Origin of the sequence: Achromobacter pulmonis (genome assembly GCF_002885955.2) — a bacterium.
In the GTDB taxonomy this organism is placed as follows: Bacteria; Pseudomonadota; Gammaproteobacteria; order Burkholderiales; family Burkholderiaceae_B; genus Achromobacter; species Achromobacter pulmonis_A.
In genome coordinates, this window is the sequence record NZ_POQS01000009.1 from 184645 (window position 1) to 210703 (window position 26059).

22 protein-coding genes, 1 tRNA gene and 4 pseudogenes are annotated in these 26059 nt (G+C 67.7%); 14 read left to right on the forward strand and 13 right to left on the reverse strand.

Annotation, left to right across the window (positions count from 1 at the left end; all coding sequences use genetic code 11):
* Positions 1-329: 329 nt before the first annotated feature.
* From C1I89_RS29450 to C1I89_RS29460, 3 genes and pseudogenes are all read right to left on the reverse strand, one after another.
* Positions 330-2234, reverse strand: coding sequence for a PhoX family protein (locus tag C1I89_RS29450; protein WP_102775815.1), 1905 nt, complete (start codon positions 2232-2234; stop codon positions 330-332).
* A 164-nt stretch (positions 2235-2398) separates the two neighbouring features.
* Positions 2399-3688: a hypothetical protein gene (locus C1I89_RS29455; RefSeq protein WP_102775816.1), complete on the reverse strand. Its 1290-nt coding sequence runs from the start codon at positions 3686-3688 to the stop codon at positions 2399-2401.
* 20 nt (positions 3689-3708) lie between these two features.
* Positions 3709-4695 (reverse strand): annotated as a pseudogene (locus C1I89_RS29460) (Bug family tripartite tricarboxylate transporter substrate binding protein).
* A 137-nt stretch (positions 4696-4832) separates the two neighbouring features.
* Between C1I89_RS29460 and C1I89_RS29465 the strand changes: the two are divergent.
* On the forward strand, positions 4833-5744 hold the full coding sequence (locus tag C1I89_RS29465; protein WP_102775817.1) for a LysR substrate-binding domain-containing protein: 912 nt from the start codon (positions 4833-4835) through the stop codon (positions 5742-5744).
* Positions 5745-5749: 5 nt separating this feature from the next.
* On the opposite strand, the gene C1I89_RS29470 is transcribed toward C1I89_RS29465, so the two are convergent.
* Positions 5750-5980 (reverse strand): hypothetical protein, encoded by a 231-nt coding sequence (locus C1I89_RS29470; RefSeq protein WP_102775818.1) that lies wholly within the window; start codon positions 5978-5980, stop codon positions 5750-5752.
* A gap of 187 nt (positions 5981-6167) precedes the next feature.
* Between C1I89_RS29470 and C1I89_RS29475 the strand changes: the two genes are divergently transcribed.
* The 4 genes and pseudogenes from C1I89_RS29475 to C1I89_RS34710 all read left to right on the forward strand — a co-directional run bounded on the left by C1I89_RS29475 (position 6168) and on the right by C1I89_RS34710 (position 9400).
* Entirely contained in the window at positions 6168-7100 is a 933-nt protein-coding gene (locus C1I89_RS29475) for an NUDIX hydrolase (RefSeq protein WP_102775819.1), read from the forward strand.
* Positions 7101-7182: 82 nt separating this feature from the next.
* Positions 7183-7974: pseudogene (gene nadC, locus C1I89_RS29480) on the forward strand (carboxylating nicotinate-nucleotide diphosphorylase); the annotation flags it as partial.
* 7 nt (positions 7975-7981) lie between these two features.
* A pseudogene (locus C1I89_RS29485) lies at positions 7982-8281 on the forward strand (carboxylating nicotinate-nucleotide diphosphorylase); the annotation flags it as partial.
* A 25-nt stretch (positions 8282-8306) separates the two neighbouring features.
* Positions 8307-9400 (forward strand): annotated as a pseudogene (locus tag C1I89_RS34710) (tripartite tricarboxylate transporter substrate-binding protein).
* Here the strand turns inward: C1I89_RS34710 and C1I89_RS29500 are convergent.
* Complete coding sequence (locus tag C1I89_RS29500) at positions 9397-10080, reverse strand: tellurite resistance TerB family protein (protein ID WP_102775820.1); 684 nt, start codon at positions 10078-10080, stop codon at positions 9397-9399. The pseudogene C1I89_RS34710 and the gene C1I89_RS29500 sit on opposite strands and share 4 nt — an antisense overlap.
* A gap of 161 nt (positions 10081-10241) precedes the next feature.
* Between C1I89_RS29500 and C1I89_RS29505 the strand changes: the two genes are divergently transcribed.
* Positions 10242-10643: an OsmC family protein gene (locus C1I89_RS29505; protein ID WP_102775821.1), complete on the forward strand. Its 402-nt coding sequence runs from the start codon at positions 10242-10244 to the stop codon at positions 10641-10643.
* A 22-nt stretch (positions 10644-10665) separates the two neighbouring features.
* On the opposite strand, the gene fabI is transcribed toward C1I89_RS29505, so the two are convergent.
* From fabI to gloB, 3 genes are all read right to left on the reverse strand, one after another.
* A complete protein-coding gene (gene fabI / locus C1I89_RS29510; protein WP_102775822.1) occupies positions 10666-11451 on the reverse strand; it encodes an enoyl-ACP reductase FabI in 786 nt (261 codons plus the stop codon).
* A 121-nt stretch (positions 11452-11572) separates the two neighbouring features.
* The gene (locus C1I89_RS29515) at positions 11573-12997 is read right to left on the reverse strand and encodes a transglycosylase SLT domain-containing protein (RefSeq protein WP_102775823.1); all 1425 of its coding nucleotides are present in this window, start codon (positions 12995-12997) and stop codon (positions 11573-11575) included.
* 7 nt (positions 12998-13004) lie between these two features.
* Positions 13005-13826, reverse strand: coding sequence for a hydroxyacylglutathione hydrolase (gloB, locus tag C1I89_RS29520; protein WP_102775824.1), 822 nt, complete (start codon positions 13824-13826; stop codon positions 13005-13007).
* Positions 13827-13845: 19 nt separating this feature from the next.
* Between gloB and C1I89_RS29525 the strand changes: the two genes are divergently transcribed.
* From C1I89_RS29525 to C1I89_RS34715, 8 genes are all read left to right on the forward strand, one after another.
* On the forward strand, positions 13846-14628 hold the full coding sequence (locus C1I89_RS29525) for a class I SAM-dependent methyltransferase (protein WP_102775825.1): 783 nt from the start codon (positions 13846-13848) through the stop codon (positions 14626-14628).
* 48 nt (positions 14629-14676) lie between these two features.
* Complete coding sequence (rnhA, locus tag C1I89_RS29530; RefSeq protein ID WP_102775826.1) at positions 14677-15138, forward strand: ribonuclease HI; 462 nt, start codon at positions 14677-14679, stop codon at positions 15136-15138.
* Between the two features lie 182 nt (positions 15139-15320).
* Positions 15321-16403 (forward strand): efflux RND transporter periplasmic adaptor subunit, encoded by a 1083-nt coding sequence (locus C1I89_RS29535; RefSeq protein WP_102775827.1) that lies wholly within the window; start codon positions 15321-15323, stop codon positions 16401-16403.
* Between the two features lie 33 nt (positions 16404-16436).
* Entirely contained in the window at positions 16437-19553 is a 3117-nt protein-coding gene (locus C1I89_RS29540; RefSeq protein ID WP_102775828.1) for an efflux RND transporter permease subunit, read from the forward strand.
* 4 nt (positions 19554-19557) lie between these two features.
* Positions 19558-20280 (forward strand): DNA polymerase III subunit epsilon, encoded by a 723-nt coding sequence (gene dnaQ, locus C1I89_RS29545; protein ID WP_102775829.1) that lies wholly within the window; start codon positions 19558-19560, stop codon positions 20278-20280.
* A gap of 59 nt (positions 20281-20339) precedes the next feature.
* Positions 20340-20414, forward strand: a tRNA-Val gene (locus tag C1I89_RS29550).
* Between the two features lie 418 nt (positions 20415-20832).
* The gene (locus C1I89_RS29555) at positions 20833-21645 is read left to right on the forward strand and encodes a hypothetical protein (RefSeq protein WP_102775830.1); all 813 of its coding nucleotides are present in this window, start codon (positions 20833-20835) and stop codon (positions 21643-21645) included.
* 147 nt (positions 21646-21792) lie between these two features.
* Entirely contained in the window at positions 21793-21960 is a 168-nt protein-coding gene (locus C1I89_RS34715; RefSeq protein ID WP_168202271.1) for a hypothetical protein, read from the forward strand.
* On the opposite strand, the gene C1I89_RS29560 is transcribed toward C1I89_RS34715, so the two are convergent.
* The 5 genes from C1I89_RS29560 to C1I89_RS29580 form a co-directional block, all read right to left on the reverse strand.
* Positions 21947-22411, reverse strand: a complete 465-nt coding sequence (locus C1I89_RS29560) for a YaiI/YqxD family protein (protein ID WP_102775831.1) — start codon at positions 22409-22411, stop codon at positions 21947-21949. The genes C1I89_RS34715 and C1I89_RS29560 overlap by 14 nt on opposite strands.
* Before the next feature lie 4 nt (positions 22412-22415).
* Complete coding sequence (locus C1I89_RS29565) at positions 22416-22682, reverse strand: ribbon-helix-helix protein, CopG family (protein WP_102775832.1); 267 nt, start codon at positions 22680-22682, stop codon at positions 22416-22418.
* A gap of 41 nt (positions 22683-22723) precedes the next feature.
* Positions 22724-24220, reverse strand: coding sequence for a TAXI family TRAP transporter solute-binding subunit (locus C1I89_RS29570; RefSeq protein ID WP_102775833.1), 1497 nt, complete (start codon positions 24218-24220; stop codon positions 22724-22726).
* Positions 24221-24222: 2 nt separating this feature from the next.
* Complete coding sequence (gene gltS / locus C1I89_RS29575; RefSeq protein ID WP_102775834.1) at positions 24223-25431, reverse strand: sodium/glutamate symporter; 1209 nt, start codon at positions 25429-25431, stop codon at positions 24223-24225.
* A gap of 126 nt (positions 25432-25557) precedes the next feature.
* Complete coding sequence (locus C1I89_RS29580; protein ID WP_102775835.1) at positions 25558-26049, reverse strand: GNAT family N-acetyltransferase; 492 nt, start codon at positions 26047-26049, stop codon at positions 25558-25560.
* Between the last annotated feature and the right edge of the window lie 10 nt (positions 26050-26059).

The following is a 26059-nucleotide window of genomic DNA, read 5'->3' on the forward strand; positions in this document are numbered from 1 at the left end:
GTCTGGGGGTATTTTTGGGGGTATCTAAAAAATGAGTAAAGAAGAGCCCTATAGTTTTTTAGGGTTTCAGATGATTATTTGAATCCCCCTCTGCGCCAGGAATTCATAAAAGCCCCTGATCTCATCGAGATCAGGGGCTTTTTGTTTGCATCCGCCGATCGATGGGTTACGCGCGACGGGCAGCGGTTATCCTGCGACGAGGGTGCCGCGCTGCACCCATCCTACGGCACCGGTTCGTAGGATGGGTGCAGCGCTAGCATCCTTAAGCAAGAACCCGAATAGTCAACGCGCGAAACCCATCAGGCGGGGCCTCAGCCGCCATCCGGGACTTAGGCGCCGACCGGCTTGCCGTCGGTGCGGCGCACGACGATCGTGGCCGAGCGGGCGTCGCCGCCGCCGGCGCGCAGCGTGTTCCAGCTGGCGTTGGGGTGCTGGATGTTGATGAAGAACGCCGTCAGGTCGGGCGTGTAGGCGATGCCGGTGATTTCGCAGCCCAGCGGGCCGACCAGGAAACGCTTGGATTCGCCGGTCTGCTGGTCGATGTAGTACATCGAGTTGTTGCCGAAGAAATCGGTGGTCGACGTGCCGGTGCCGGCGTCGGTCTGCACCCACAGGCGGCCCTTGGGGTCGACGCGGATGCCGTCCGGGCTGGAGAAGGTGTCGCCGTTGACGTTGCCGGTCAGGTTGGGCGCCGCGCCGTCGGCGGGGTCGCGGCCGGCCAGCAGCAGCAGGTCCCATTCGAAGGTCGTCGCCAGCGGCGAATCGCCGCGCTCGTGCCAGCGGATGATCTGGCCGTGCGAGTTGTTCACGCGCGGGTTGGCGGCGCTGGTGCGCTGGCGGCGGCTGTTGTTGGTCAGCGTGCAGTACACGGTCTTGTCCACGCCGACCGTGATCCACTCGGGGCGGTCCATCAGCGTGGCGCCGGCCACGCGGGCGGCGGCCTGGGTCTTGACCAGCACGTCGGCCTGCGTGTTGAAGTCGACCAGCGTGCCGGTGATGACGGTGCCGCTGGCGACCTGGGTGAAGTTGCCCGGATCGGTGGCGCCGGTCGTGAGGTTGTTCTTGCCCACGGTCAGCTCGACCCAGTTGCCGCTGCCGTCGTCGTTGAAGCGCGCGGCGTACAGCGTGCCTTCGTCGAGCAGGTTCATGTTGTTGGCGCGGTTGGCCGGGTCGTAGGGCTTGCTGGGCACGAACTTGTAGATGCAGCCGGGCGTGGTGTCGTCGCCCATGTAGAACGCGACGCGGTTGTTCTCGTCCAGCATGTAGGCCGTGTTCTCGTGGCTGAAGCGGCCCATGGCGGTGCGCTTGACGGCGGTCGAGCCGGGATTCTGCGGATCGATTTCCACCACCCAGCCATAGCCTTCGTCGGCCGGCTGGCCGGCGTCGCCGGACTTGTAGTGGTAGTTGTTCAGCGTTTCTTCACAGGTCAGGTACGTGCCCCACGGCGTGTTGCCGCTGGAGCAGTTGTTCAGGGTGCCGACGACGGTGGCGCCGACCACCGATTTGGCCGGGCCGCTGACGTTGTAGACCGTGTTGCCGGTGTAGCGCTTGTTGTAGCGCGAGTCGGTCTTGACCGACCACTTGCCGTCGGCGGCGCGGGCGATTTCGACGACGGATACGCCGACGTTCGACAGCCGGGTCTTCAGGCCTTCGACGCTCTGGTCCAGGGTGGCGTCGTCGAGGGCTTCGTGGTTCACCACCAGCAGGCCGCCCTGGTTGGGGTCCACGCCTTCGAGCGGGTAGAAGTGCATGCCATCGTGCTGGCCGCCGGACTGGGTTTCGGTGGCGGGGTAGGACTGCGGAATGCCGGTGTAGCCGACCGAACCGATCACGCACTTGTCGCCGGCCGAGTACAGCACCTCGGCCACGTAGCCTTCGGGCACCGTGACGGTGTCGGCGACGATCTTGTCTTCCAGGGGCTTGAACGTGACGGAGTAGTCGGGGCCTGCCGGCTCCGGTTCCGGCGTCGGGGTGGGCGTGGTGCCTTCGCCGGTGTCGCCGCCGCCGTCGCCGCCGTTGGAGGGCGCGTCGTCGTCATCGTCATCGCCGCCACAGGCCGTCAGCAGCGAGGAGGCGCCGAATACCGACAGCATCGACAGGCCGAAGCTGTTCTTCAACAATGTGCGGCGTTCCGGGTTCGCGGCGACGATGTCTTCCAGCATCTGGCCCGGAACCGTGACTTCTCCCTGGGCTTCACGGTGGGGGGCGCGCAGTTTGTCGGTCAAGTAGGACATTCCAACCTCAATAGAGTAGCGAACAATTCGCTAAGTTATTTGTCAGGATTGCGGCAGCGAGGTTAGAAGCTGCGCATGACACCGGGGTGACGGATGGATGAATTCCAGATGCCGCGTTCACATTCTGGCGGGAGGCTCGGCCCGCGAGTAGCGGGCCGGTGGGATTACATCGTTTGGAGAGACTGGCCGACGATGGGAGCGACGTCCAGCACGTACATCTGGCGTTCGCCTTCATGCACGGAGTCGATGCAGACCTGGGTGCCGTCGCGGCTCCAGCGGGGATGCAGGTCGCAGCGGTTTTCCTTGGACAGCGCGGGATCGGCGTAGAAGCTGCCCAGGGCGTGGCGCTGGCCGCTGTGCATGTCGTAGAGGAACAGCACGCGCTCGTGGGTGCGCGAGTCGGGATAGGTGTCGCTGAGCAGCCAGCGCGGGTTCACCGGCGAGAAGGTCATGTGGCCGTTCTCGGTCAGCACGCCGTCGCCCACGACCTCGACGCGGCCGTCGGGCGCGTCCTCGTAGAGATGGTAGTGGATGCTGCCGGCGTGCGGGCCCCAGACGATGATGCTGCGGTCGTCGCGCCACAGCGGATGCGAGATCTGGTATTCGGACTTTTCGTAGTCGAAGGTGCCGACCGCGGTGGGGTCGAAGTCGTCGGCCAGTTGCGGCAGCGGATGGTCGGAGCATTCCAGCAGGCGCATGTCGCTGCCGTCGGCGTTCATGGTGATCAGCCGGTGCAGAAAGCAGGTCTCGTCCTCGACGCGTTCGGTCCAGCGGTGCAGGAACAGGATGCGGGTGGAGGACGGGTTGACCTCGATGTGGCTGACCCAGTGGATGGCGCGCGCCATCGAATCGCGCGGATGGAAGTTGCGCAGGTCGGCGTAGCTGACCAGGAGCCGGTGCTCGCCGCTGTCCAGGTCGAGGCGGCGGATGCCGTCGTCGGCCGGCGCGTTGGCCACCGGGCCGGGCGCGTGTTCGCTGTAGCCGATGGTCTGGTGCGTGATGTAGAGCCGGCGGTAGTCCACGCAAAGCGCGTAGCGGCTGTCGGGCGCGGCCACGTAGATGGGTAGCGGCAGGATGCGCGTCTGGCCGGTGGCGAGGTTGTGGATGGCCGAGCGGAAGCCGGGATACACGCCGCTGTCGTCGCCGCTGCGGCAGTTGTAGATCAGCTGCGGTTCGGCCAGGCCGTCTAGCCATTGCAGCTGGCAGCCCATCTGCCAGTTCCATGCCGTGGTGGTCCCCACGGCATGGTAGCGGTCGCCGTCGTGCAGGTCGAAGTAGCCCACTTCGGCGCTCAGTTCGGGCGTGAGCCGGGCGTCCTTGAAGGCGGTGCGATTGGCCAGCAGATAGCGGCCGTCTCGGTGCCAGACGGTTTTGTTGTAGTAGCCGAAGAAATGGTGGTGCGGCGTGGCGCCCAGGCGGCGGCAGGCGGTGGACGTGGCAAGCATGCGGTTCATGAGAATCAAGGGTGCGGCGCTCAGCCGGCGGTGATGTGTTCGGTTTCGATGACTTTGTTCCAGCGGGCGCGCTCGCGTTCGACGAACTCGCGCGCTTCGGCCGGGCTGTTGCCCACCGGCGTCATGCCCAGGCGTTCCAGGCCGGCGCGGAAGGCCGGGTCGGCGTAGACGCGGCGCAGGTCCGCGCTGATTTTTTCGATGAGGGCGTCGGGCACGTCCTTGCTGGCGGCCAGCGTGGTCCACGAGGTCGCCGTCAGGCCGGGCAGGCCGGCTTCGGCGGCCGTGGGCACGTCGGGCAGGGCGGGCGAGCGCGTCGCGCCCGTGATGGCCAGGGCCTTGAGCTTCTTGGCCTCGATATAGCCGATGGTGGTGGGCACGTTCTCGAAGAGCAGCTGGATCTGGCCGCCCAGCAGGTCATTGGTGGCGGCGGAGCTGCCGCGGTACGGAATGTGCACGGTGGGCGCCTGCGCGGCCATTTTGTAGAGTTCGCCGACCATGTGCACCGACGAGCCCACGCCCGCCGAACCGAAGTGCAGTGTCTCCGGCTGGGCGCGCGCCAGCGCGGTCAGTTCGGCCAGGGTATTGGCCTGCAGCGAGGGGTTGGCCACCACCACGTGCGGCATTTCGGCCACGACGGTGATGAGCTTCAGGTCCTGCGCCGGGCGGTAGTTGAGGCTTTAGTAGACGCCGTAGGTGGCGTGCAGGCCGATGGAGCCCAGCAGCAGGGTGTAGCCGTCCGGGCCGGAGTCGGCCACGAACTTGCCGCCGATGTGCCCGCCGGCGCCGGGCCGGTTCTCCACCACCACGGACTGTCCATAGAGCTTGCCCAGGTGCTCGGCCAGCAGCCGGCCCTGGATGTCGGAGCTGCCGCCCGCGGTGAACGGCACGATGATGCGGATCGGGTGGTCGGGATAGTTGGCCTGGGCCTGCGCGGCCAGCGGCGCGGCGGCGGCGCTGGCCAGGCACAGTGTTTGAACGAGCTTGCGCCAGTAGCGGCTGGGATTCATGGGGCTTCCCCTGGAAAGTTGGGATCGCGGGCGCGTCTGCCGGCGCCCTGGGAAGCCCAGTGTAGGAGGCTGCATGTATTTGAAAAAATTCTTTTTTTTGCATAGGCTATGCAGAATTGCCATACTCTATGCCGCCCATGAGCCGACCGCTGAATTTCCGCCAGATCGAAGCCTTCCACGCGGTGATGCTGGCCGGCACCACCACCGGCGCGGCGCAGATGCTGCGCACCACGCAGCCGTCCATCAGCCGCCTGCTGGGCCAGGTGCAGCAGGCCAGCGGCCTGAAGCTGTTCGACATGGAGCGCGGCCGCCTGCGGCCCACGCGCGAGGCCAAGGACCTGTTCGATACGGTCAAGCGCCATTTCGTGGGCCTGGAACGCATCGAGGACCGCCTGGCCGCCATGCGGCGCAGCGGCAGCGGCGTGCTGCGGCTGGCCTGCACGCCGGCGCTGGGCCTGGGCGTGCTGCCCGGCGCGGTCGAGGCGTTCGCGCAGCGCTATCCCGAGGTCCACATCAATATGCAGACCATGGGCAGCCAGTACCTGCGCGAGGGGCTGCTGCACGGCACTTACGACGTGGTGGTGACGGCGGCGCCGCTGGACGGCGCGCTGTTGGACCTGCACGTGCTGCACGAGAGCGAGGCGGTCTGCGTGATGCGCCCGGACCACGCGCTGGCCGCGCAGGACGGCATCGACATCCTGGACCTGAACGCGCGCCGGCTGCTGGTGCTGAACGCGGACGACGACGTCTACCTGCAGTTGCGCGGCGCGATGCAGGCCCACCGCGTGCAGCCGGCCTCGGAGATCGAGACCACGTATTCCTCGACCATCTGCGCGCTGGCGGCCGCCGGCCACGGGCTGGGCGTGGTCAACCCGTACATTGCGGCGGTGTTCGCCGACCGGCTGGCGATACGTCCGTTCACGCCGCGCCTGCCGGTCCGCGTGTGCATGGCCTATCCGGCGCAGACGGCGGTATCGACGGTGACCGAGGCGTTCGTCGAGATCCTGGCGCAGCGCTTTCGCGACCCGGGTATCATCTCGCCATCCTGACGGGCTCAGCCCTTGCGCTGTTCGTACGAGGTGTCGAGCAGGTCGTCCTCGGGCGTGATGATGCCGGGTTCGCCGGGCTCCACGATGGCGCGTCCGCGCCGCGGCATGCCGGCGACCAGCGGGTTGCGTTCGTCGGGCATGGGCATGATTTCAGTGCCTTTGCGCGGATCGGCGGGGACCGGTTTCTCGGCTTCGGCGGGTTTGGCGAGGTTGGGATCTGGGGCAGTTTTCAACATGACGATTGCTCCGCTTGCGGGCGCCCCGGGATGGCGGCGCGCCTGATTCCACATCCATCTTAGGCCCGCGCGGCGCCGCCGTGGCGCGTCAGGCTGTCACGTTTGCAAGGGGCTGTTGCAGCGCCCGAACCTTATAATTTGCCGCGCCGCCCGGACACCGGGCTTCACTCTTTTCCACACGCCTACTTTGACCGAATCCGCCGAACGCTCCCTTCATGCAGAACTCGTCGCCGTGCTGGTTGCCGTCACCAACGGCGAGCCGCGGGTGCTGACGACCGAGGATGCGCGCGCGTTGCCGGCCGGGCCGTTCGAACTGTCGCACCGTTCGCTGCAGGCCGGCCTGCGCGCCTGGGTCGAAGCGCAGACCCATCATCCGCTGGGCTATGTGGAGCAGCTCTATACCTTCGCCGACGGCGACCGTTCCGACGAATCGGGCGCGCGCGTCATGTCGGTGAGCTACCTGGGCCTGACGCGCGAGGCCGGCGAGACCGGCGTGGCGCAGGTGGGCTGGCAGGACTGGTATCGCTATTTTCCGTGGGAGGACCGGCGCGCCGGCACGCCCGCGCTGGTCGAGCAACTGATCGTGCCGCGGCTGGCCGCCTGGTGCGAGGACAGCGCCGACGCGGCCCTGCGCAAGCGCCGCCGCCAGCGCGCGGCGGTCACCTTCGGGCTGGATGGCGCGTCCTGGAACGAGGACATGGTGTTGCAGCGCTACGAACTGCTGTTCGAGGCCGGGCTGGTGCCCGAGGCGGCGCGGCGCGGCCGCGGCAGCGGCGCCGTGGTGCCGGGCGAGCCCATGCGCCACGATCACCGCCGCATCCTGGCCACCGGCATCGCGCGGCTGCGCGCCAAGATCAAGTACCGGCCGGTGGTGTTCGAACTGATGCCCGAACAGTTCACCCTGTTGCAGCTGCAGCTGGCGGTGGAGGCCCTGGCCGGACGCGGCCTGCACAAGCAGAATTTCCGCCGCCTGATCGAGCAGCAGGCGCTGGTCGAGGAAACCGGCGAGATGGCCACCGGCACGGCAGGGCGGCCCGCCAAGCTGTTCCGCTTCCGGCGCGACGTGCTGATCGAACGCGCCATCGCCGGCAGCAAACTGCCGCTGTCGCGCGCGCTCTGAGGCTTGACACGGTTTATGCTCGGTCTTAGCATAAGTGCTGCGCAATCGTTGCGCGCCTTTTTTTACTCTCAAAATACTCAAAATGAGCATTAAAGCCGCAGCCTCCTCGACCGTCTCCCGACTGGCCGTTCCCCCCTTGCCGGAAGTCATGCTGGAGCCGCTGGTGCGCGCGGCGCTGCTCGAAGACCTGGGCCGCGCGGGCGACCTGACCACCGACGCCATCGTCCCGGCCGACGCCCTCGCCGAGACCCGGCTGGTGGCGCGCCAGGACGGCGTGCTGGCCGGGCTGGACCTGGCGCGCCTGGCGTTTCGCGCGATGGACCCGGGCATCGAATTCGCGGTGTCCCAGCGCGACGGCGCGGACCTGCGGCCCGGCACGGAAATCGCGCGCATCCGCGGCAACGCCCGCGCCATGCTGAGCGCCGAGCGCGTGGCGCTGAATTTTCTTTGCCACCTGAGCGGCGTGGCCAGCGCCACGGCCTCGATCGCGCGCGCCATCGCGGGCTACGGCGCGCGCGTGACCTGCACGCGCAAGACCATGCCGGGCCTGCGCGCGGTGCAGAAGTACGCGGTGCGCGTGGGCGGCGGCAGCAACCATCGCCACGGCCTGGACGACGCGGTGCTGATCAAGGACAACCACATCGCCCTGGCCGGGGGCGTCGCCATCGCGGTCGAGCGCGCCCGCGCCGGCGTCGGCCACATGGTGAAGATCGAGCTGGAAGTGGACACGCTGGAGCAGCTGGAAGTGGCGCTTTCGCTGGGCGTGGACGTGGTGCTGCTGGACAACATGAGCCTGGACGACCTGCGCCGCGCCGTCGCCATGGCGCGCGGCCGCGCCATCACCGAGGCCTCGGGCCGCATCACGCCCGAAACCGNCCATCGCGGTCGAGCGCGCCCGCGCCGGCGTCGGCCACATGGTGAAGATCGAGCTGGAAGTGGACACGCTGGAGCAGCTGGAAGTGGCGCTTTCGCTGGGCGTGGACGTGGTGCTGCTGGACAACATGAGCCTGGACGACCTGCGCCGCGCCGTCGCCATGGCGCGCGGCCGCGCCATCACCGAGGCCTCGGGCCGCATCACGCCCGAAACCGCGGCGGCGGTGGCCGCCACCGGCGTGGACCAGATCGCCGTGGGCTGGATCACGCACAGCGCCAAGGTGCTGGACATCGGCCTGGACGCCTGAGCCTCGCAACCAACCGGTCCGCAAGATGAAACGCCTGCTGCGCGCCCTGGCGCCGATGCTCGTCCTGTCGCTGGCCGCCTGCGGCAACCCGCCGTCCGGCGAAGCGCCCAAGGACGCCGCCTATCCTGCCCATCCCATCACCATCGTCGTGACCTTTCCGCCCGGCGGCGGCACCGACCTGCTGGCGCGCCGCATCGGCGCCGAGCTGCAGGAGACGCTGGGCCAGCCGGTGGTGGTGGAAAACCGCCCCGGCGCCAGCGGCAATATCGGCGCGCGCGTCGTGGCCGAGTCGCCGCCCGATGGCTATACGCTGCTGATGGTCAACAGTTCCTTCGCCATCAACCCCGGGGTCTACCGCCATCTGGGTTTCGATCCGGCGCGTGACTTTGCGGCCGTCATCAACGTGGCCTTCGTGCCTTCGGTTTTCGTGGCGCCGGCGCATTCCGGCCTGCGCGGCCTGGACGACGCGCTGGCCGCCGCCCGCGCCGGCCAGCCGCTGCCGTTCGCGTCCTGCGGCAACGGCACGCCGCAGCACCTGGCCGGCGAGATGCTGGCGCGCGCGGCCGGCGCGTCGTTGCAGCACGTGCCCTACAANGCCAGCCGCTGCCGTTCGCGTCCTGCGGCAACGGCACGCCGCAGCACCTGGCCGGCGAGATGCTGGCGCGCGCGGCCGGCGCGTCGTTGCAGCACGTGCCCTACAAGGGCTGCGGGCCGGCGCTGACCGACGTCACGGCGGGTCAGGTCGCAATGGGCGTGGTCACCGCGTCCAGCGCGGCCCCGCTGATCGCGGCCGGCAAGCTGCGGGCCCTGGCCGTCACGTCGCCGGCGCGCTCGCCGCTGATGCCGACCGTGCCCACGGTGGCGGAGCAGGGCGTGCAGGGCTACGCGCTGGACCAGTGGCATGGGCTGCTGGCGCCGGCGGCCACGCCGCCCGCGGTGGTGGCCAAGCTGAATGCGGCGGTGGCGCAGATCGTGCAGCGCCCGGCCATGCAGGCGGCGCTGCGCGAGCAGGGTTTCACGCCCGCCACCAGCACGCCGCGCGAGTTCCACGACATGATCGCCGCGGACATGCGGCGCTACGGCGCGCTGACCGCCGCGATCGGGCTGCGCGCGGACTAGGCGGCCGCCGTCCGGGCGTGCTGCTCCAGCTGTTCCTTGAGGCCGGGCTGCAGCTTGAGCTGGCGCGCCAGTTCGTCCAGGTAGGCGCGCTCCATATAGCTTTCCTCGTCCACCACCAGCAGGCTGGCCAGGTACATTTCGGCGGCCATTTCGGGGGTCTGGGCCGACCGGGCCACGGTGGCCGGGTCCAGCGGACGCGAGAGTTCGGTTTCCAGCCATTGCCGGTCCTGCGCGTCGGAGGACAGCTTGGCCAGCTCGGTTTCGAGCAGGGCGCGTTCTTCCGGGCCGATGTGGCCGTCGGCCTTGGCCGCGCCGATCATGGCGGTGAGCACGGCGGTGCTGTGCTGCTCGGCCTGCGGGGCGGGCAGGCGGTCCAGCGTCTGGGGGGCGGGGGCAGCCGCGCCGCCGGCCTGGCTGCGCTGCCAGTCGCCATAGGCGCGGTAGGCCAGCGCGCCCAGCGCCGCCATGCCGCCGTACATGGCGACCTTGCCGCCGATCTTGCGGGCCTTCTTGCTGCCCAGTAGCAGCCCCAGCGCGCCCGCGCCGAGCGCGCCGCCGCCCAGGCCGGTCAGGAAGGACGAGCCCTTGCCGCCCGTGGCGTTCTGCACGCGGCTGGTGGTGTCGGAAAGCAGGCCTTGCCCGGACTGCAGCAGTTGATCGAGGAGTTGTCTGGCGCTCATGCGGCCCCCTATAGGTGTATTCCGGATAGAAATATCCGACCGTGTCCGCATCAGGAAGTTCAGCGTCCAGTCAGGTGTGGCGCAGCGCCGCCTGGTGTTACAACGTCGATTGGGGCCGCCGCGGCGGCCATCCACCGAACCCCAGCCAGGAGACTTCACCCATGAGCAGCATCCGCTTGCGCCAGAACGCGCCCAATACCCTGCAGTTCACCGCCACGGCCGAAGGCCATGAGCTTCCGCTGGCGATGCCGCAGCCGCAGGGCGAGGGCCCCGATCCGCACGATTACTTCGATACTGCGCTGGGCGGCTGCAAGGCGCTGACCCTGATGGTGTATTCGCAGCGCAAGGGGCTGCCGCTGGAATCGGTGGGCGTGGAGGTGGTGCGCGACGACAGCGAAGAGCGCAAGGGGATCTACCGCCTGACCGCCAAGCTGACGCTGCATGGCGAGCTGTCCGATGCGCAGATCGACGAGCTGCTGGCGGTGGCCGAGAAATGCCCGGTCCACAAACTCATGACCGCGGTGGACGTGCAGGTTTCGACGCTGGTGGTGCGTCCGGCCTGAGCGGCCGGACGCGCCGCCGGTTTCAGTCTTCCATGCCCGGGACGACGGTGGAGAAGCCGCCGTCCACGTGGGTGATTTCGCCCGTCACGCCGGCGGCCAGGTCCGACAGCATGAAGGCGGCGACGTTGCCCACGTCTTCGATGGTGATGTTTCGGCGCAGGGGCGCCTGGGCCTCGACGAACTTCAGGATGGCCGAGAAGTCCTTGATGCCGCTGGCGGCCAGCGTCTTGATCGGGCCGGCGGAAATGCCGTTGGCGCGGATGCCGCGCGGGCCCAGCGCCGTGGCCAGGTAGCGTACGCTGGCTTCGAGCGAGGCCTTGGCCAGGCCCATGGTGTTGTAGTTGGGAACCACGCGCTCGGCGCCCAGGTAGGTCAGCGTCAGCACCGAGCCGTTGCGGCCTTCCATGAGCGGCAGGGCGGCCTTGGCCATGGCGGGGAAGCTGTAGGCCGAGATGTCGTGCGCCACGCGGAAGGCTTCGCGCGACAGGCCGTCGAGGAAGTTGCCGGCGATGGCTTCGCGCGGGGCGAAGCCGATGGAATGCACCAGGCCGTCCAGGCCGTCCCAGTGCTGGCCGAGTTCGGCGAAGGCGGCTTCGATCTGGCTGTCCTCGGCCACGTCGCAGGGCAGCACGATCTTGCTGCCGAATTCGGCGGCGAATTCGCTCACGCGGTCCTTGAAGCGGTCGCCCACGTAGGTGAACGCCAGTTCGGCGCCTTGCTGGTGACAGGCGCGCGCGATGCCGTAGGCGATGGAGCGGTTGGAAAGCACCCCGGTGACCAGGATGCGCTTGCCGGCGAGAAAGCCCATATTTCTATCCTTTGATTTTTTCCCTTCTGGAGACCGCCTATTTTAAAGAGTTTGGCGGCCCCTCCATTAAAAAGAAAAGGGCGCGCCCGTCGGGGTGCGCCCTTTTGCCGTGCCGTTGCGCTCAGCCCCGCGCGTTGGTGCCGGGGACCCGCAGCGGCGTGCCGACCTTCAGCGCGCTGCCCTTGAGGTTGTTCAGCGCGCGCAGCGCGTCGATCGAGGTGCCGTATTGCTTGGCCAGCGAGTACAGCGTGTCGCCCTGGCGCACCTTGTGGGTGCGCACGTTGGGTCGGGCGCTGGCGACGCGGGCGCTTGCCACGCGCGCGGCGGGCGCCTGCTGGGCGCGGCCGCGCGTGGCCGGGGCCTTCTCGGCGGCGGGCGCCGCGTCCAGCACCGGCGGCGCCAGCGAGGCCAGCTGCACGTTGCCGGCGCTGTCGCCCGGCACCAGCAGGGACTGGCCGGAAGCGGATTTCTGGCGCGAACCGATGTCGTTGATCTGGCGCAGCCGGCTTTCGGTCACGCCGAAACGCTTGGCGATCGAGGCGTAGGATTCGCCGCGGCGCGTGTGGTAGACCTTCCAGGCGCTCAGGTCGCCCTTGTAGTTGGTCAGGTTGGCGTTGAAGATTTCGACGCGGTCGGCCGGCAGCAGCAGGGTGGGGCCGTGGTCGCCGCGGATCAGCGGACGGTTGAACGAAGGGTTGAGCGCCTTGAATTCGTCCAGCGGCATTTCGGCCAGCTTGGCGGCGATTTCGAGGTCGATGTCGCTGTTCTTCTGCACCGTCACGAAGTAGGGCGTGTTGCCCACCGGCGGCAGGGCCACCGCATAGCGCTGCGGGTCGGCGATGATGTTCTTGATGGCCTGCAGCTTGGGCACGTAGTTGCGGGTCTCGTCGGGCATGCTCAGCGACAGGTAGTCGGTGCGCAGGCCGGCGGCCTCGTTCTTGGCCATGGCGCGCTGCACCGAGCCTTCGCCCCAGTTATACGAGGCCAGGGCCAGATACCAGTCGCCCTGCATTTCGAACAGTTTTTCCAGGTAGTCCAGCGCCGCGTTGGTCGAGGCGATGGGGTCGCGCCGCTCGTCGCGCCACCAGTCCTGCTTGAGGTTGAAATGCTGGCCGGTGGCCGGCACGAACTGCCACAGGCCCGAGGCCTGCGAGCGCGACAGCGCGGTGGGGTTGTAGGCGCTTTCGACGAAGGGCAGCAGCGCCAGCTCGGTGGGCAGGCCGCGGCGGTTGATCTCGTCGACGATGAAATACAGGTACTTGCCGGCGCGTTCCGCCATGCGCTGCACCGACTCGGGGTGGGCCGCGTAGTAGTCGGTCCACTGCTGCGAGAGGTCGGTGTTCAGGTTGGGGATGGCGAAACCGCGGCGGATGCGGTCCCAGGCGTCGGCGGGAGGATTGGTGAGGTCCACCGTCCGGGAAGTGTCGCGGGCGATGTAGCGCCCTTGGGAATTGGTGGTGAGATTCTTGCTATCGGGGGATTTGGTTCCTGCGCAACCGGCGAGGACTGCCAGCATCAGCGGCAGAAGGAGTCGGGATAGATTCATCGGGCTGTCACTTGAATTCGTTCTTCCATTCGCGAAGGGAGGCAAATACCTCTACCGGCGTGGCAAGGCTGTGGCCGGCCCAGCGCTCTGCGGCGCGGACGACCTCGGGTTGTTGCGTGCGCAAAAACGGGTTCGTCGCGCGTTCCTGACCGATGGTCGACGGAAGCGTGGGAAGGCCTGCTGCTCTTAATTGCCGGGCCCGCTGATGCCATTGCTGCAGGTTGCGGTTGGCCGGTACGACTGCCGACGCCCAGCGCAAGTTCGCTAGAGTGTACTCGTGTGCGCAAAAAACCTGTGTATCCGCCGGTAAAACAGAAAATTTTTCCAAGGAATCAAGCATTTGCGCGGGGGTGCCTTCGAACAGCCGGCCACAGCCGCCGGCAAACAGGGTGTCGCCGCAGAAAAGAACCGGCTCCACGCCGGCCGCCCGGCCGGTGTAGGCGATGTGGCCGGCCGTGTGGCCGGGCACGTCCAGCACGGCCAGGTCCAGGTCCAGTTCGGGTATCAGTACGCGGTCGCCCTGCGCCAGCGGCACGTCGCAGCGCGGCAGGCGTTCTTGCGCCGGGCCATATACGGTAAGGCCTTCGATGCGGGACAATTCGGATACGCCGCCGACGTGGTCGCCGTGGTGGTGCGTGAGTAGAATGGCGCGCAGTCTCAGGCCTTGCTGCTCGAGCAGCCGCAGCACCGGGCCGGCCTCGCCCGGATCGACCACGGCGGCCTGGCTGTCGCGCACGATCGCCCAGATGTAGTTGTCGGTGAAAGCGGGTAGCGGCAAGACCGCGGCGTTGCGCTCGCGGCCGCCGTCGGAGGCGGTCAGGGCTTGCATGGGATTCGAAGGATAGAACGTGGCAGAAGAAGATACTCCGCCGATTGTAGAACTGGCCGAATGGTTCCAGACGCCGCCGGGACAATACGTTCTGGCCTGGGAGCGGGCGCAGTTCGACGCGGCTGTCGCGGACGTATTCGGATATTACGCCTGGCAGGTCGGCCTGGCCGACATGAACCTGCTGGGCGCCAACCGCATGCCGTTCAAGGGATACGTGGGCACCGAGGCGCCCTCGGCCGAGAGCGCGGCCGGCTGGCAGTCGCGGGTGGTGATCGCCCAGCCCGAAGCCCTGCCGTTCGAATCGCAGAGCGTGGACCTGCTGATCCTGCCGCACGCCTTCGAATGCACGCAGGAACCCCACAACGTGCTGCGCGAGGTCGAGCGCGTGCTGGTGCCGGAAGGGCGCGTGGTGATCTCGGGCTTCAATCCCTGGAGCATGTGGGGGGCGCGCACGCGCATGCCGGGCATGGAGCCGTGGCTGCCGCAGCCGCCCTCGTCGCAGGTGTCGCTGCCGCGCCTGAAAGACTGGTTCAAGCTGCTGTCGCTGGAGGTCGAGCAAAGCCATTTCGGCTGCTATGCGCCGGCCTGCCGCAGCGAAAAATGGCTGCAGCGCTGGGCTTTCCTGGAGTCCGCCGGCGCGCGCTGGTGGAGCGTGGGCGGGGCCGTCTATCTGGTGTCCGCCGTCAAGCGCGTGGCCGGCATGCGTATCATAGGCCCCGCCTGGAAGACCAAGCCCAAGCGCGCGCGCGCCGCGTCGGTGGTGGTCAACCGCCAGGCGGACGACGGCTACGACCGCTCCTGAGCGGCCGGCCGGCAACGAATCAAGCACGAAGGAACTCCGGGCAGCACCATGCAGGACAGCAAAGCGAACGAACAGAAAGTGGAAATGTGGACCGACGGCGCCTGCAAGGGCAATCCGGGGCCGGGCGGCTGGGGCGTGCTGATGCGCGCCGGCAGCCACGAAAAAACCCTGCACGGCGGCGAACTCCAGACCACCAACAATCGCATGGAGCTGCTGGCGGTCATCCAGGGGCTGCGCGCGCTCAAGCGCCCCTGCGCGGTCACCATCCACACCGATTCGCAGTACGTCATGAAGGGCATGACCGAGTGGCTGGCCAACTGGAAGCGGCGCGGCTGGATGACGGCCGACAAAAAACCGGTCAAGAACGCCGAACTGTGGCAGCTGCTGGACGAGCAGGTGGGCCGCCATACCGTGTCCTGGCGCTGGGTCCGCGGACACGCCGGCGACCCGGGCAACGAACGCGCCGACCAGCTCGCCAACCAGGGCGTGGAAGCGGCCCGCCGCGCCTGAACGCCCGGGCGCCGGCCCGCAGGGCATTGGGATATACCCTTAAATCGCTTCATCGGGCGAATTTAGTTCTTTCATCCGGCTTCTGGATTGTTCCAGTATGTAAATCCGGGTGCTAAAGTGCCAACCCTCATTCTCCCTTCCTGCGGCGCCCGGCCCGCGCCGCGCGACCGCCACATTCGCGCATGAAAAAAGCAGTATTGCTGGCCGCCGTAGCGGCGGGATTGGCTGCGGGAGCGGCGCTCGGCGTGCTGGTGCCGCGCTGGCTCGCGCCTGCGCCGCCCGCCGTCCAGGCCGCCGCCCAGGCTCCCGTCGCGCCTGCCGCGCCGGTGCGGGTCGAGGTGGCCGCCGTCAAGGAAATCCCGTTCGCGCGCGGCCTGTCGGCCGTGGGCAGCCTGCGGTCCGACGAATCGGTGGTGCTGCGCCCGGAAGTCGCCGGCCGCATCCAGTCCATCGGCTTCAAGGAAGGCCAGCCGGTCAGGCAGGGCGAGGTGCTGATCCGCCTGGACGATTCGGTGCCGCGGGCCGAGCTGGCCCAGGCGCGGGCCAATCTCACGCTGGCGCAAAGCCATTTCCGGCGCTCGGTGGAGCTGCAGGGCAAGGGCTTCGTCAGCCAGCAGGCGCGCGACGAGGCCGCCAGCAACCTGAAGGTGCAGGAAGCGGCCGTGGCGCTGGCGCAGGCGCGGCTGGACAAAATGACGATCAGCGCGCCGTTCGGCGGCATCGTGGGCCTGCGCAGCGTGTCGGTGGGCGACTACGTGAACCAGGGCCAGGACCTGGCGCCGCTGGAGGCGATCGACCCGCTCAAGGTGGATTTCCGCGTGCCCGAAATGTATTTGAGCAAGGTGGGCGTGGGCCAGCAGCTGACCCTGCGCCTGGACGCGCTGCCGGGCCAGGAGCGCCAGGGCATGGTCTACGCCGTCAGCCCGCTGGTCGACGCCGGCGGCCGTTCGATCCTGCTGCGCGCCACCGTCGCCAACAAGGACGCGGTGCTGCGCCCGGGCATGTTCGCCCGCGTGCAGTTGCTGTTCAGCCAGGACAAGGCGCTGGTGGCGCCGGAAGCCGCGCTTTCGCCCTCGGGCGAGACGCAGTACGTTTACCGGGTCAGGGACGGCGTGGCCGAGCGGCGCGAGGTCACCATCGGCGAGCGCCGCGAAGGCCGCGTGGAGATCCTGACCGGCGTGGCCGCGGGCGACCAGCTGGTGGTCTCGGGCCTGCAGCGGGTGACGGACGGCGCGGCCGTGACCGTGCTGGGCAACGGCGCCTGAAGCCGGCCTTTTTCTCTTTTGGGCGGTGGCGCAATGCGTATCTCGGAAACCTGTATCAAGCGGCCGGTATTCGCGTCGGTCCTGTCGCTGATCATCGTGCTGATCGGCCTGATCTCGTATTCGCGCCTGACCGTGCGCGAGTATCCGAAGATCGACGAGCCCATCGTCTCGGTGGACACCACCTACAAGGGCGCCTCGCCCGAGGTGATCGAATCCCAGGTGACCAAGCCGCTGGAGGACCAGCTCGCCGGCATCGAGGGCGTGGACGTGATGACTTCGCGCAGCCGCTCCGAACGCAGCCTCATCAACATCAAGTTCAACCTGTCGCGCGATCCCGACGCGGCCGCGGCCGAAGTGCGCGACAAGGTCTCGCGCGCCCGCCGCTTCCTGCCCGACGAGATCGACGAGCCCATCATCGGCAAGGTCGAGGCGGACTCCCAGCCCATCATCTACATCGCGGTGGAGTCCGGCACGTACTCGGCGATCCAGACTTCCGACTACATCAACCGCTACATCAAGACCCGGCTGTCGGTGCTGCCGGGGGCGGCGGAAGTGCGCGTGTTCGGCGAGCGCCTGCCGTCCATGCGCATCTACGTGGACCGCGACAAGCTTGCCGCCTACGGCCTGACCGTGCAGGACGTGGAGGCGGCGCTGCGCAGCCAGAACGTGGAAATCCCGGCCGGGCGCATCGAGTCCCGGGCGCGCGAATTCTCGGTCGTGTCCTCGACCGACCTGCAGACGCCGGCGCAGTTCGAGGACGTGATCGTCGCCAACGTCAAGGGCTATCCCGTGCGCCTGCGCGACGTGTCCAAGGTGGAAATCGCCGCGGCCAACGACCGCATCCTGTCGCGCTTCAACGGCAAGCCGGCGATCAACATCGGCCTGACGCGGCAGTCCACCGCCAACCCGCTGGAGCTGTCCAAGGCGGCCCGCGAGGAGGTCGAGCGCCTGAACGAGAACCTGCCGGCGGGGATGCGGCTGAACATCGCCTACGACTCGTCGGTGTTCATCGAACGCTCGATCGACTCGGTGTTCAACACCATCGGCGAGGCCATCGTGCTGGTGGTGCTGGTGATCTTCTTCTTCCTGCGCAACCTGCGCGCCAGCATCATTCCCATCGTCACCATCCCGGTATCGCTGGTGGGCGCCTGCGCGCTCATGTACCTGTTCGGCTTTTCCATCAATACGCTGACCCTGCTGGCGATGGTGCTGGCCATCGGCCTGGTGGTGGATGACGCCATCGTGGTGCTGGAGAACATCTTCCGCCACATCGAGGACGGCATGCCGCGCAAGGAGGCCGCGCTGCGCGGCTCGCGCGAGATCGGCTTCGCGGTGGTGGCGATGACGATGACGCTGGTCACCGTGTACGCGCCGCTGGCGTTCGCCACGGGCCGCACCGGGCGGCTGTTCATCGAATTCGCGCTGGCGCTGGCCGGCGCGGTGCTGGTGTCCGGCTTCGTGGCGCTGACGCTCACCCCGATGATGTGTTCGGTGCTGCTGCGCCACCAGAGCAGCCACAGCCGCTGGTACAACCTGATCGAAGGCTGGCTCGACGCCCTGAGCAATGGCTACCGGCGGGTGCTGGCGGCCTCGCTGCGCCATCGCTGGATCGTGGTGGCGGTGGGCCTGGCGGTGGCGGCCGCCAGCGGCGTGCTGTTCAAGGTGGTCAAGAGCGAACTGGCCCCCGTCGAGGACCGCGGCGTGGTGTTCGGCATCGTCAGCTCGCCCGAGGGCGCCACGCTGAACTACACGCTGGAAAGCATGCTGGGCATCGAAAAGTTCTACGCCGATATCCCGGAGGCCAGCGGCAGCCAGGTGACCGTGGGCTTTCCCACCGTGACCGACGGCACCGCCATCCTGCGCCTCAAGCCCTGGGAAGAGCGCGGCCGCCGTCAGCAGGCCATCACCCAGGAGCTGCAGCCGCTGTTCGCCTCGCTGCCGGGCGTGCGGGCGTTCCCCACCAATCCGCCGTCGCTGGGCCAGTCCGCGCGTTCCAAGCCGGTGCAGTTCATCATCATGAGCCAGGCCTCGTACGTGGAGCTGGCGCGCCTGACCGACGTATTCATGGCCGAGCTGCGCAAGTATCCCGGCCTCATCAACCTGGACACCGACCTGCGCCTGAACACGCCCGAGCTGCGCGTGCGCGTGGACCGAGACAAGATGGCCGACGTGGGCGCCAACGTGGACACGGTGGGGCGCACGCTGGAATCCATGCTGGGCGGACGCCAGGTGACCCGCTACAAGGACGAGGGCGAGCAGTACGACGTCATCGTCCAGGTCACGCCGCGCGACCGCGCCAATCCCACCGACATTTCCGGCATCTACGTGCGCGCGCGCGACGGCAGCATGGTGCAGCTGGACAACCTGCTGGGCGTGCACGAAGGCGTTTCGCCGCAGTCGCTGAACCACTTCAACCGGCTGCGCGCGGTCAAGATCGACGGCGCCGTGGCGCCGGGCTACGCGCTGGGCGAGGTGCTGGCGCACATGCACCAGGTGGCGCGCGACGTGCTGCCCAACACCATCGTCACCGACCTCGACGGCCAGTCGCGCGAGTTCCGCGACTCTTCGGGCAGCATCTACCTGGTCTTCGCGATGGCGCTGGCCTTCATCTACCTGGTGCTGGCCGCGCAGTTCGAGAGCTGGCGCAACCCGTTCATCATCATGCTGTCGGTGCCGCTGTCCATGACCGGCGCGCTGCTGGCGCTGTGGCTGACCGGCGGCACCCTGTCCATCTACAGCCAGATCGGCCTGATCACCCTGGTCGGGCTGATCACCAAGCACGGCATCCTGATCGTCGAATTCACCAACCAGCTGCGCGACGAGGGCAGGGAACTGTTCGAGGCCGTCATCGAGGCCAGCGTGCTGCGGCTGCGCCCCATCCTGATGACCACCGGCGCCATGGTGCTGGGCACCGTGCCGCTGGCGCTGTCCTCGGGCGCGGGCGCGGAATCGCGCCAGCAGATCGGCTGGGTCCTGGTGGGCGGGCTGATGCTGGGTACACTACTGACCTTGTTCGTCGTGCCGGTGGCCTACACGCTCATCGCCACCGCACGCAAGAAACCCGGCCAGGCCGGCAGCGCAGCGCATTCCGCGGATTCCGTTCCGTCCCCGCATACGCCGCCGGCCGCGCCCGCCCAAGCGTCGGAATAGTTTTATGCGCCAGATCATCTTTGACACCGAAACCACGGGACTGGATCCCGCCCAGGGCCACCGCATCGTCGAAATCGGCTGCGTGGAGCTGGTCAACCGGATGGCCACGGGCAACAACCTGCACATCTACCTGAACCCGGACCGCGACAGCGACCCCGAGGCGCTGGCGGTGCACGGCCTGACCACCGAATTCCTGTCCGACAAGCCGCGCTTTGCCGACATCGCCGATGAATTCGTGCAGTTCATCCAGGGTGCCGAGCTGATCGCGCACAACGCCGCGTTCGACGTGAAATTCTTCAACGCCGAACTGGCCAGGACCGGCCGCGGCCCGATCAGCGATTTCTGCGAGACGGTCACCGACTCGCTGCTGCACGCGCGTTCGCTGTTCCCCGGCAAGCGCAACTCGCTGGATGCGCTGTGCGACCGTTTCGGCATTTCCAACGCCCACCGCACGCTGCACGGCGCCTTGCTCGACTCGCAGCTGCTGGCGGAAGTCTGGCTGGCCATGACGCGCGGCCAGGACGCGCTGCTGATCGACGTCGAGGAGGGCGACTCGGCGGGCGCCGACGGCCTGGTGCTGGGCAGGTTCGACGCCTCCGGCCTGCCGGTGATCAAGGCCGGCGACGAAGACCTGGCCGAGCACGAAGCCTATCTGGCCGCGCTGGACAAGGCCGTGGGCGGCGAATGCATCTGGCGTAAACTGGACGCGCCGGCGCCGGCCGCATGAAGTTTTTCGGGGTGACTTGCACACGTTCAAAAAAACGTGCTAATATTTCGCCTCTTTCGGGGTGGTTAGCTCAGTGGTAGAGCACTGCCTTCACACGGCAGGGGTCACTGGTTCGAACCCAGTACTACCCACCAAAGACCCTTGAGAGACAACGCCAGGCCACCAGCCGGCCGTTGTCGGCGTCCAAGGTAAAACGACGCAGCAAAAATAGCCAACCCTTGCGGTTGGCTTTTTTGTTTTTCGCGCGGTCTTGGGGATAGTGGAAACCGCGAAGGCGACAAGAACCGGGACGGGTGGATGTATTCAGGCGCATCAGGTCCCGGTACGATTTTTCACATTGCAGTGAGGCGGGGAAAACGGTTTCAGCGACCCGGAATAGGGACCAGAAAGAGGACTGAACAAGGGGCCGAAAAGGGAAAGCGCCCTGGTAAGGGCGCTTTCGGGGTACTGCATAAGGGAAGCCGGATGTCCGCTCTTGGAGACTACGTCTCGTACTAGGCTAGCCAACGATTCGCGGCTTTTCACTTCCGATTATAGGGGCGGGGAACTCGCATGTCTAATGACGCAGATTTTGCCGATTTGGTCCGGTTTCTGTCGCTTGAGCGGCTGGCTACGTTCCAGGCTATTACGGGGTCTACGGGAGAGGCGATCTCGCTGCATCAGCAGACCTTGCGCCTCGGGTCGCAATTAATGATGGTCACGGCCGTCATCGAGGTGGCTTTACGCAATGCCGTCTATGAAAGATTGGAGGGCTACTACGGACAGCCCGATTGGCTTATAGCCCCACCCGCCACCCTGGTATGGGTCCCATCCGAGTCCGCCAAGATCAAGCAGGCGATAAAGAGTGCGCGGCGGGAAAAATACGCAAAGATGACTCTGCCCCAGAAGCGTCATCTCGACTCTCTTATCCCTGGCGGCGCCCCTGCCGGCCCAGGAAAAATGGCGTATCAGCGTCTAGTGGCGGCGAGGCAGGCACAGATCGCTGTCCCGGTAGGCCAAGTCATGGCGCAACTGACTTTTTTCTTTTGGAAGCGCCTATATTCGAAAGACTATGCCAACGTGCTCTGGACTCCCCTGAAAAACATCTTCCCGGATAAGCGGCTGACGCGCGCCGACATCGCAACGCAGCTTGAACGCCTGTATCAGAGCCGTAACCGTGTGGCCCATCATGAGCCGATATTCGGGCGCCGCTTGCAGGAAACACTGGAGGCCATCGAGTTTTTTCTGAACCATTTCGACGGTAAAGACGCCAATGGCATTCCGCATATCAGCAAGTTGCTGAGCGACGACCTGGAACGTCTGAAGAAATCAGCCGCCGAACTGGATGGCCGCATCAAGTCATTCAAAGTGCCTGGCGAGAGCTGATTTTGGGCTGGCCCGGGCTTCTACGGGCTCAATTGTTGATATTGCACAACCCCGCGCGCGCCGATTGAGCCGCGCGGCCTGCCAGCTGTCTATGATGGATACCGCGGGGACATATCCACAATAAACCCGCGCAAACTGGAGATGGCGATGTTCGCGAATACCAATACCATGATCATCATCATCGTCACGGCCGTGGCCCTCATGCTGGTGGGCTTCGGGCTGCGTGACCGCAATATCGGCATGGGGCTGATGGGGCTGGGCCTGGTGACGGCGCTGGGCACCATTATCTACAAGGCGTACATCACGTTTTATTGAGCTGGCGCGCCGCGCGCGACAGCAGGGCGTCGAGCTGGTTGGCGAAGGCCTTGCGGTCGGCGTGGCTGAACGAGGCGGGGCCGCCGGTGTCCACGCCGCCGGCGCGCAGTTCTTCCATCATGTCGCGCAGCGCCAGCCGTTCACGGATGGTGTCGGGCGTATAGCGTTCCCCGCGCGGGTTCAGCGCCATCGCGCCTTTTTCCAGGACTTGCGCGGCCAGCGGGATGTCGCCGGTGATCACCAGGTCGCCGGGCGCGGCGCGTTCGGCGATGTGCGCGTCGGCCACGTCGAAGCCGCGCGGCACCTGCACGGCGCGGATCAGCGGCGAGGGCGGGGTGCGCAGCGGCTGGTTGGCCACCAGGGTCAGCGGCCGCTGCCAGCGTTGCGCGGCGCGGAACAGGATGTCCTTGATGACCGCGGGGCAGGCGTCCGCATCGACCCAGATGTGCATCGCGTTACGCGCCCAGCGCCTTGCGCAGCGCCTCGGCCACGATCTCGTTGGTGGACACGCCGCGCTCGGCGGCCGCGGCGCGCAGCCGGTCGGCGTCGGCCTGCGACAGCTTCAGCGGGAACGGCACCAGGCCGGCGGCCTGGTCCAGCTTGCGCTGCTCGCGCCGGTCGGGCGCGTTCGAGGCGCTGCCGTAGCGGTCCGGCGTGCCGGCCTGCTTGAGCTGGCCGGCCAGTTTCAAGGCCTGGTTTTTCTGCAGATCGAATTTATTCATGGGGTTTCCTGATGAGGAGCGCCATCATAAGCGCAACGGCCTCATCGCGGCTTGGCCTTCTCCAGTTCCGTCAGACCCTCCTGGGCGCCGTCGTGCAGCGGCACGGTCAGTCCGCGCCGCGCGGTGGCGATGGAGACCTGGCTGCCCTGGGTCGATCCCGCGGCCAGCAGGTCCTGTCCGGTCGAATAGACGGCGCGCACGATCACCAGGGCTTCGTCGCGGGTCAGGTCCGCGGTGGTGAGCAGCAGGGCGGCCATGCCGACGGTGGGGATCGCTTCGACCTGGTTGGGATAGGTGCCGGCGACGATGTCCAGCGGCATCAGCGAACTGTCGGCCGCCGTCAGCGCCTTGATGGCGGCGGGATCGAGCGGCAGCAGCTTCAGCCGGGCCTGGGTCAGCGCGTCGCGCAGCGGCGTGGCCGGCACGCCGATCACCTGGGCGGCGGCGTCGACCGCGCCGGAATTCAGCGCCGGCAGCGAGGCCGCGAACGGGGTGTCTGCGACCTTGTAGTCGCGTCCGGCCTGCAGCCCGTGCGCGGCCAGTACCGCCTCCAGCGTGGCCCGCACGGCCGAGCCCTCCGGACCCAGCGCGACGGTCTTGCCCTTCAGGTCGCGCACGCCGCGCACCGAGGCGTCGTCGCGCACCACGATGTGGACCAGTTCCGGATACAGGCTGCCCAGCGCCCGCAGGCCGGTGAACGGCCCCTGGGCCGCGAACGGGCCCTTGCCGTCATAGGCCAGCCGCGCCGTATCGGCCTGGGCCAGTCCGACCACCGCGTCGCCGCTGCGCAGCAGCGCGATGTTCTCGGCGCCGCCGCCGGTGATGAGCGGGGCGACGCGGACCTGCCGCGAGCGGGCCACGTCGCGCAGCGCGCGCGCGAACGCCACGTATTCGCCGCGGTCGGGGCCGCCGGCCAGCGGATAGCCCTGCTGCATGCGGGCCAGCCGGCCGTTGATGCGCGCCACCGATCGTTCCAGTTCCTGTTGCACCACGTGCTGGGCGGTGCTGGAGCCGGTGTAGGCGACGGAATGGGTGATCTGGTCCAGCGAGTCGAGCAGCTGACGCGTGACCGGCGGCGGCGCGCCGGTGTCCAGGCTGGGGGCCTGGGCCGCCTTGAAGCCGGCCGGCGTCACCAGCTTCCAGTCCTGGCCGTCCTGCCGGTAGATCGCGCTGGCGTGCGCCACGATGCGGTCGCCGGCCTGGTTGCCGCCGGATTTCACGCCGCTGATGCTGCGCGGACCTGCGCCCAGCAGCGTGACCAGCGAGGCCGCGCCCGGCTGGTCCCAGGCGCCCAGCGAGACGTCGCGGGCCAGGTCCAGCGCGACGTCGTAATAGACCACGCGGCGGGTTTCGCCGGCGGGCGCGCCGTTGTCGACGGCCGATCCCATGCGCTTGAGTTCGGCGATCCGGAACAGCCCTTCGCCATAGGCGGCGTTCAGGCTGCGCTCGACGTCGCCGCGCAGCGCGTCGGCGTCCGGCGCGCGGCCGCAGGCGGCCAGCGTCAGGCACAGCAATACGAGGATGAGACGTTTGAACATGCTTACATCCCTCCCACGAACGGCAAGGAGATCAGCGAGGTCAGCACGATCACGTTGAGGATGTCGACCAGGAACGCGCCGGTGACCGGCACCACGATGAAGGACTCCGGCGCGGGGCCGTGGCGGCGCGTGAGCGCCTGCATATTGGCGATGGCGGTGGCGGTGGCGCCCAGCGAGAAGCCGCAGAAGGCGGCCGACATGACGGCCGCTTCGTAGTCGCGCTTGAGCAGGCGGAACACCACCCAGGCCGCGTACAGCGCGCAGAACGCCGTCTGCACCACCAGCATCAGGGCCAGCGGGCCGGCCAGGCGCGCCACGCTGGACAGGTCCAGCGTCATCATGGTCATGCCCAGGAACAGCGACAGCGAGATGGTGCCGATGATGTCGGTGACGCGGTCGTCCAGTTTCAGTCCCAGGCGCTCGCCGCCGTTGCGGATCACCACGCCCGTGGCCAGGCACCATAGGAAATTGGGCAGGCTGACCGGGGCGTCCTCGACCAGCGCGGCCAGGTAGCCGCCCACCACCAGCGCGACGAAGGCGGCCGTCAGCGACACGATGAAGGAGCCGGCGGTGGTCGGGCCCTGGTCTTCGGTCAGGTCGGGGGCGTCATGCTTGTCGCCGGGCGCGTGGTCCAGGCTGCCGGCCAGCTTGTGGCGCCGCATGATCCATTCCGCGACCGGGCCGCCCACCACGCCGCCCAGCACCAGGCCCAGCGTGGCCGAGGTCATGGCCAGCGCCATCACGTCCTGGATGTTGTTGAAGTCGGCGAAGCGGGTGGCGTAGGCCGCGCCCGTGCCGTGCCCGCCCACCAGCGTGATGGTGCCGCCCAGCAGGCCCATCAGCGGATGCATGTCCAGCAGCCAAGCCATGCCCAGTCCCACGGCATTCTGCAGGACCAGGAACGGGATCAAGGCCAGCAGGAACGCGATCAGCCTGGGGCCGCCCTTGGCCAGCAGCTTGAGGTTGGCGGTCAGGCCGATGCAGCCGAAGAACAGCAGCAGCAGGGTGGGTTTGATGCTGGTTTCGAGCGAGACGGAGATTCCGCCCCAGGTCGACAGCAGGTAGGCGATCACCGCGAAAAGCAGGCCGCCCACGATGGGATCGGGAATGCTGTAGCGGGCAAGAAACCCGATGCGGGTGGTGAGCACCCGTCCGACGACGAGCACCAGGCAGCAGGCCAGGAGTGATTGAACGGGCGAAAGCGAGATCATAGATACCTTTGCGCCCTGTCGGGGCGCAGTTAGATTTCCGGCTTCGGGAACCCTGCCGCCTCACACACGTGCGGCTTATGTTACGTCCGCGGCGGCAACGTTGTACATGGGGGGACGGAAGCGGCGCTACAGCGGCAGCGCGCGGGACATGTAAAGCGCTTGCGGGCCGTAGCCGGCAAGCTTTTCGGCCAGGCCGGCCGCGGCGACGTCCATCGGCGCGTAGCCGTGGCGCCGCCAATAGCCGGTCGCCGATTCCAGCGATACCAGGCTGGCCCGGCGCAGGCCAGCCTGCCCGGCGGCCGCCGCGGCGGCGCGCAGCAGCGCCTGGCCGACTCCCAGGCCCTGGGCCTGCGGCACCACCGCGCAATCATGCAGGAACCAGTGATCGGCCTTCGACGGCAGCGCTGTCAGCGCGACGTCGAGGGCCGGCGGCAGGCCCGCGTCCCAGGGATAGGAGATCAGATAGCCCAGGAGGTCGCCGCCTTCGGCGCGCGCGACCCAGCAGTGGGCAGGCGCGAGCGCCAGGCGGTTGAGGAAGAACGCCGCGCTCTCCAGCAGGAAATCGGGATAGGCCAGGGTCTGGGCGGCGAGGATGCCGTCCACGTCGCCGGCAAGCATGGGCCTGACT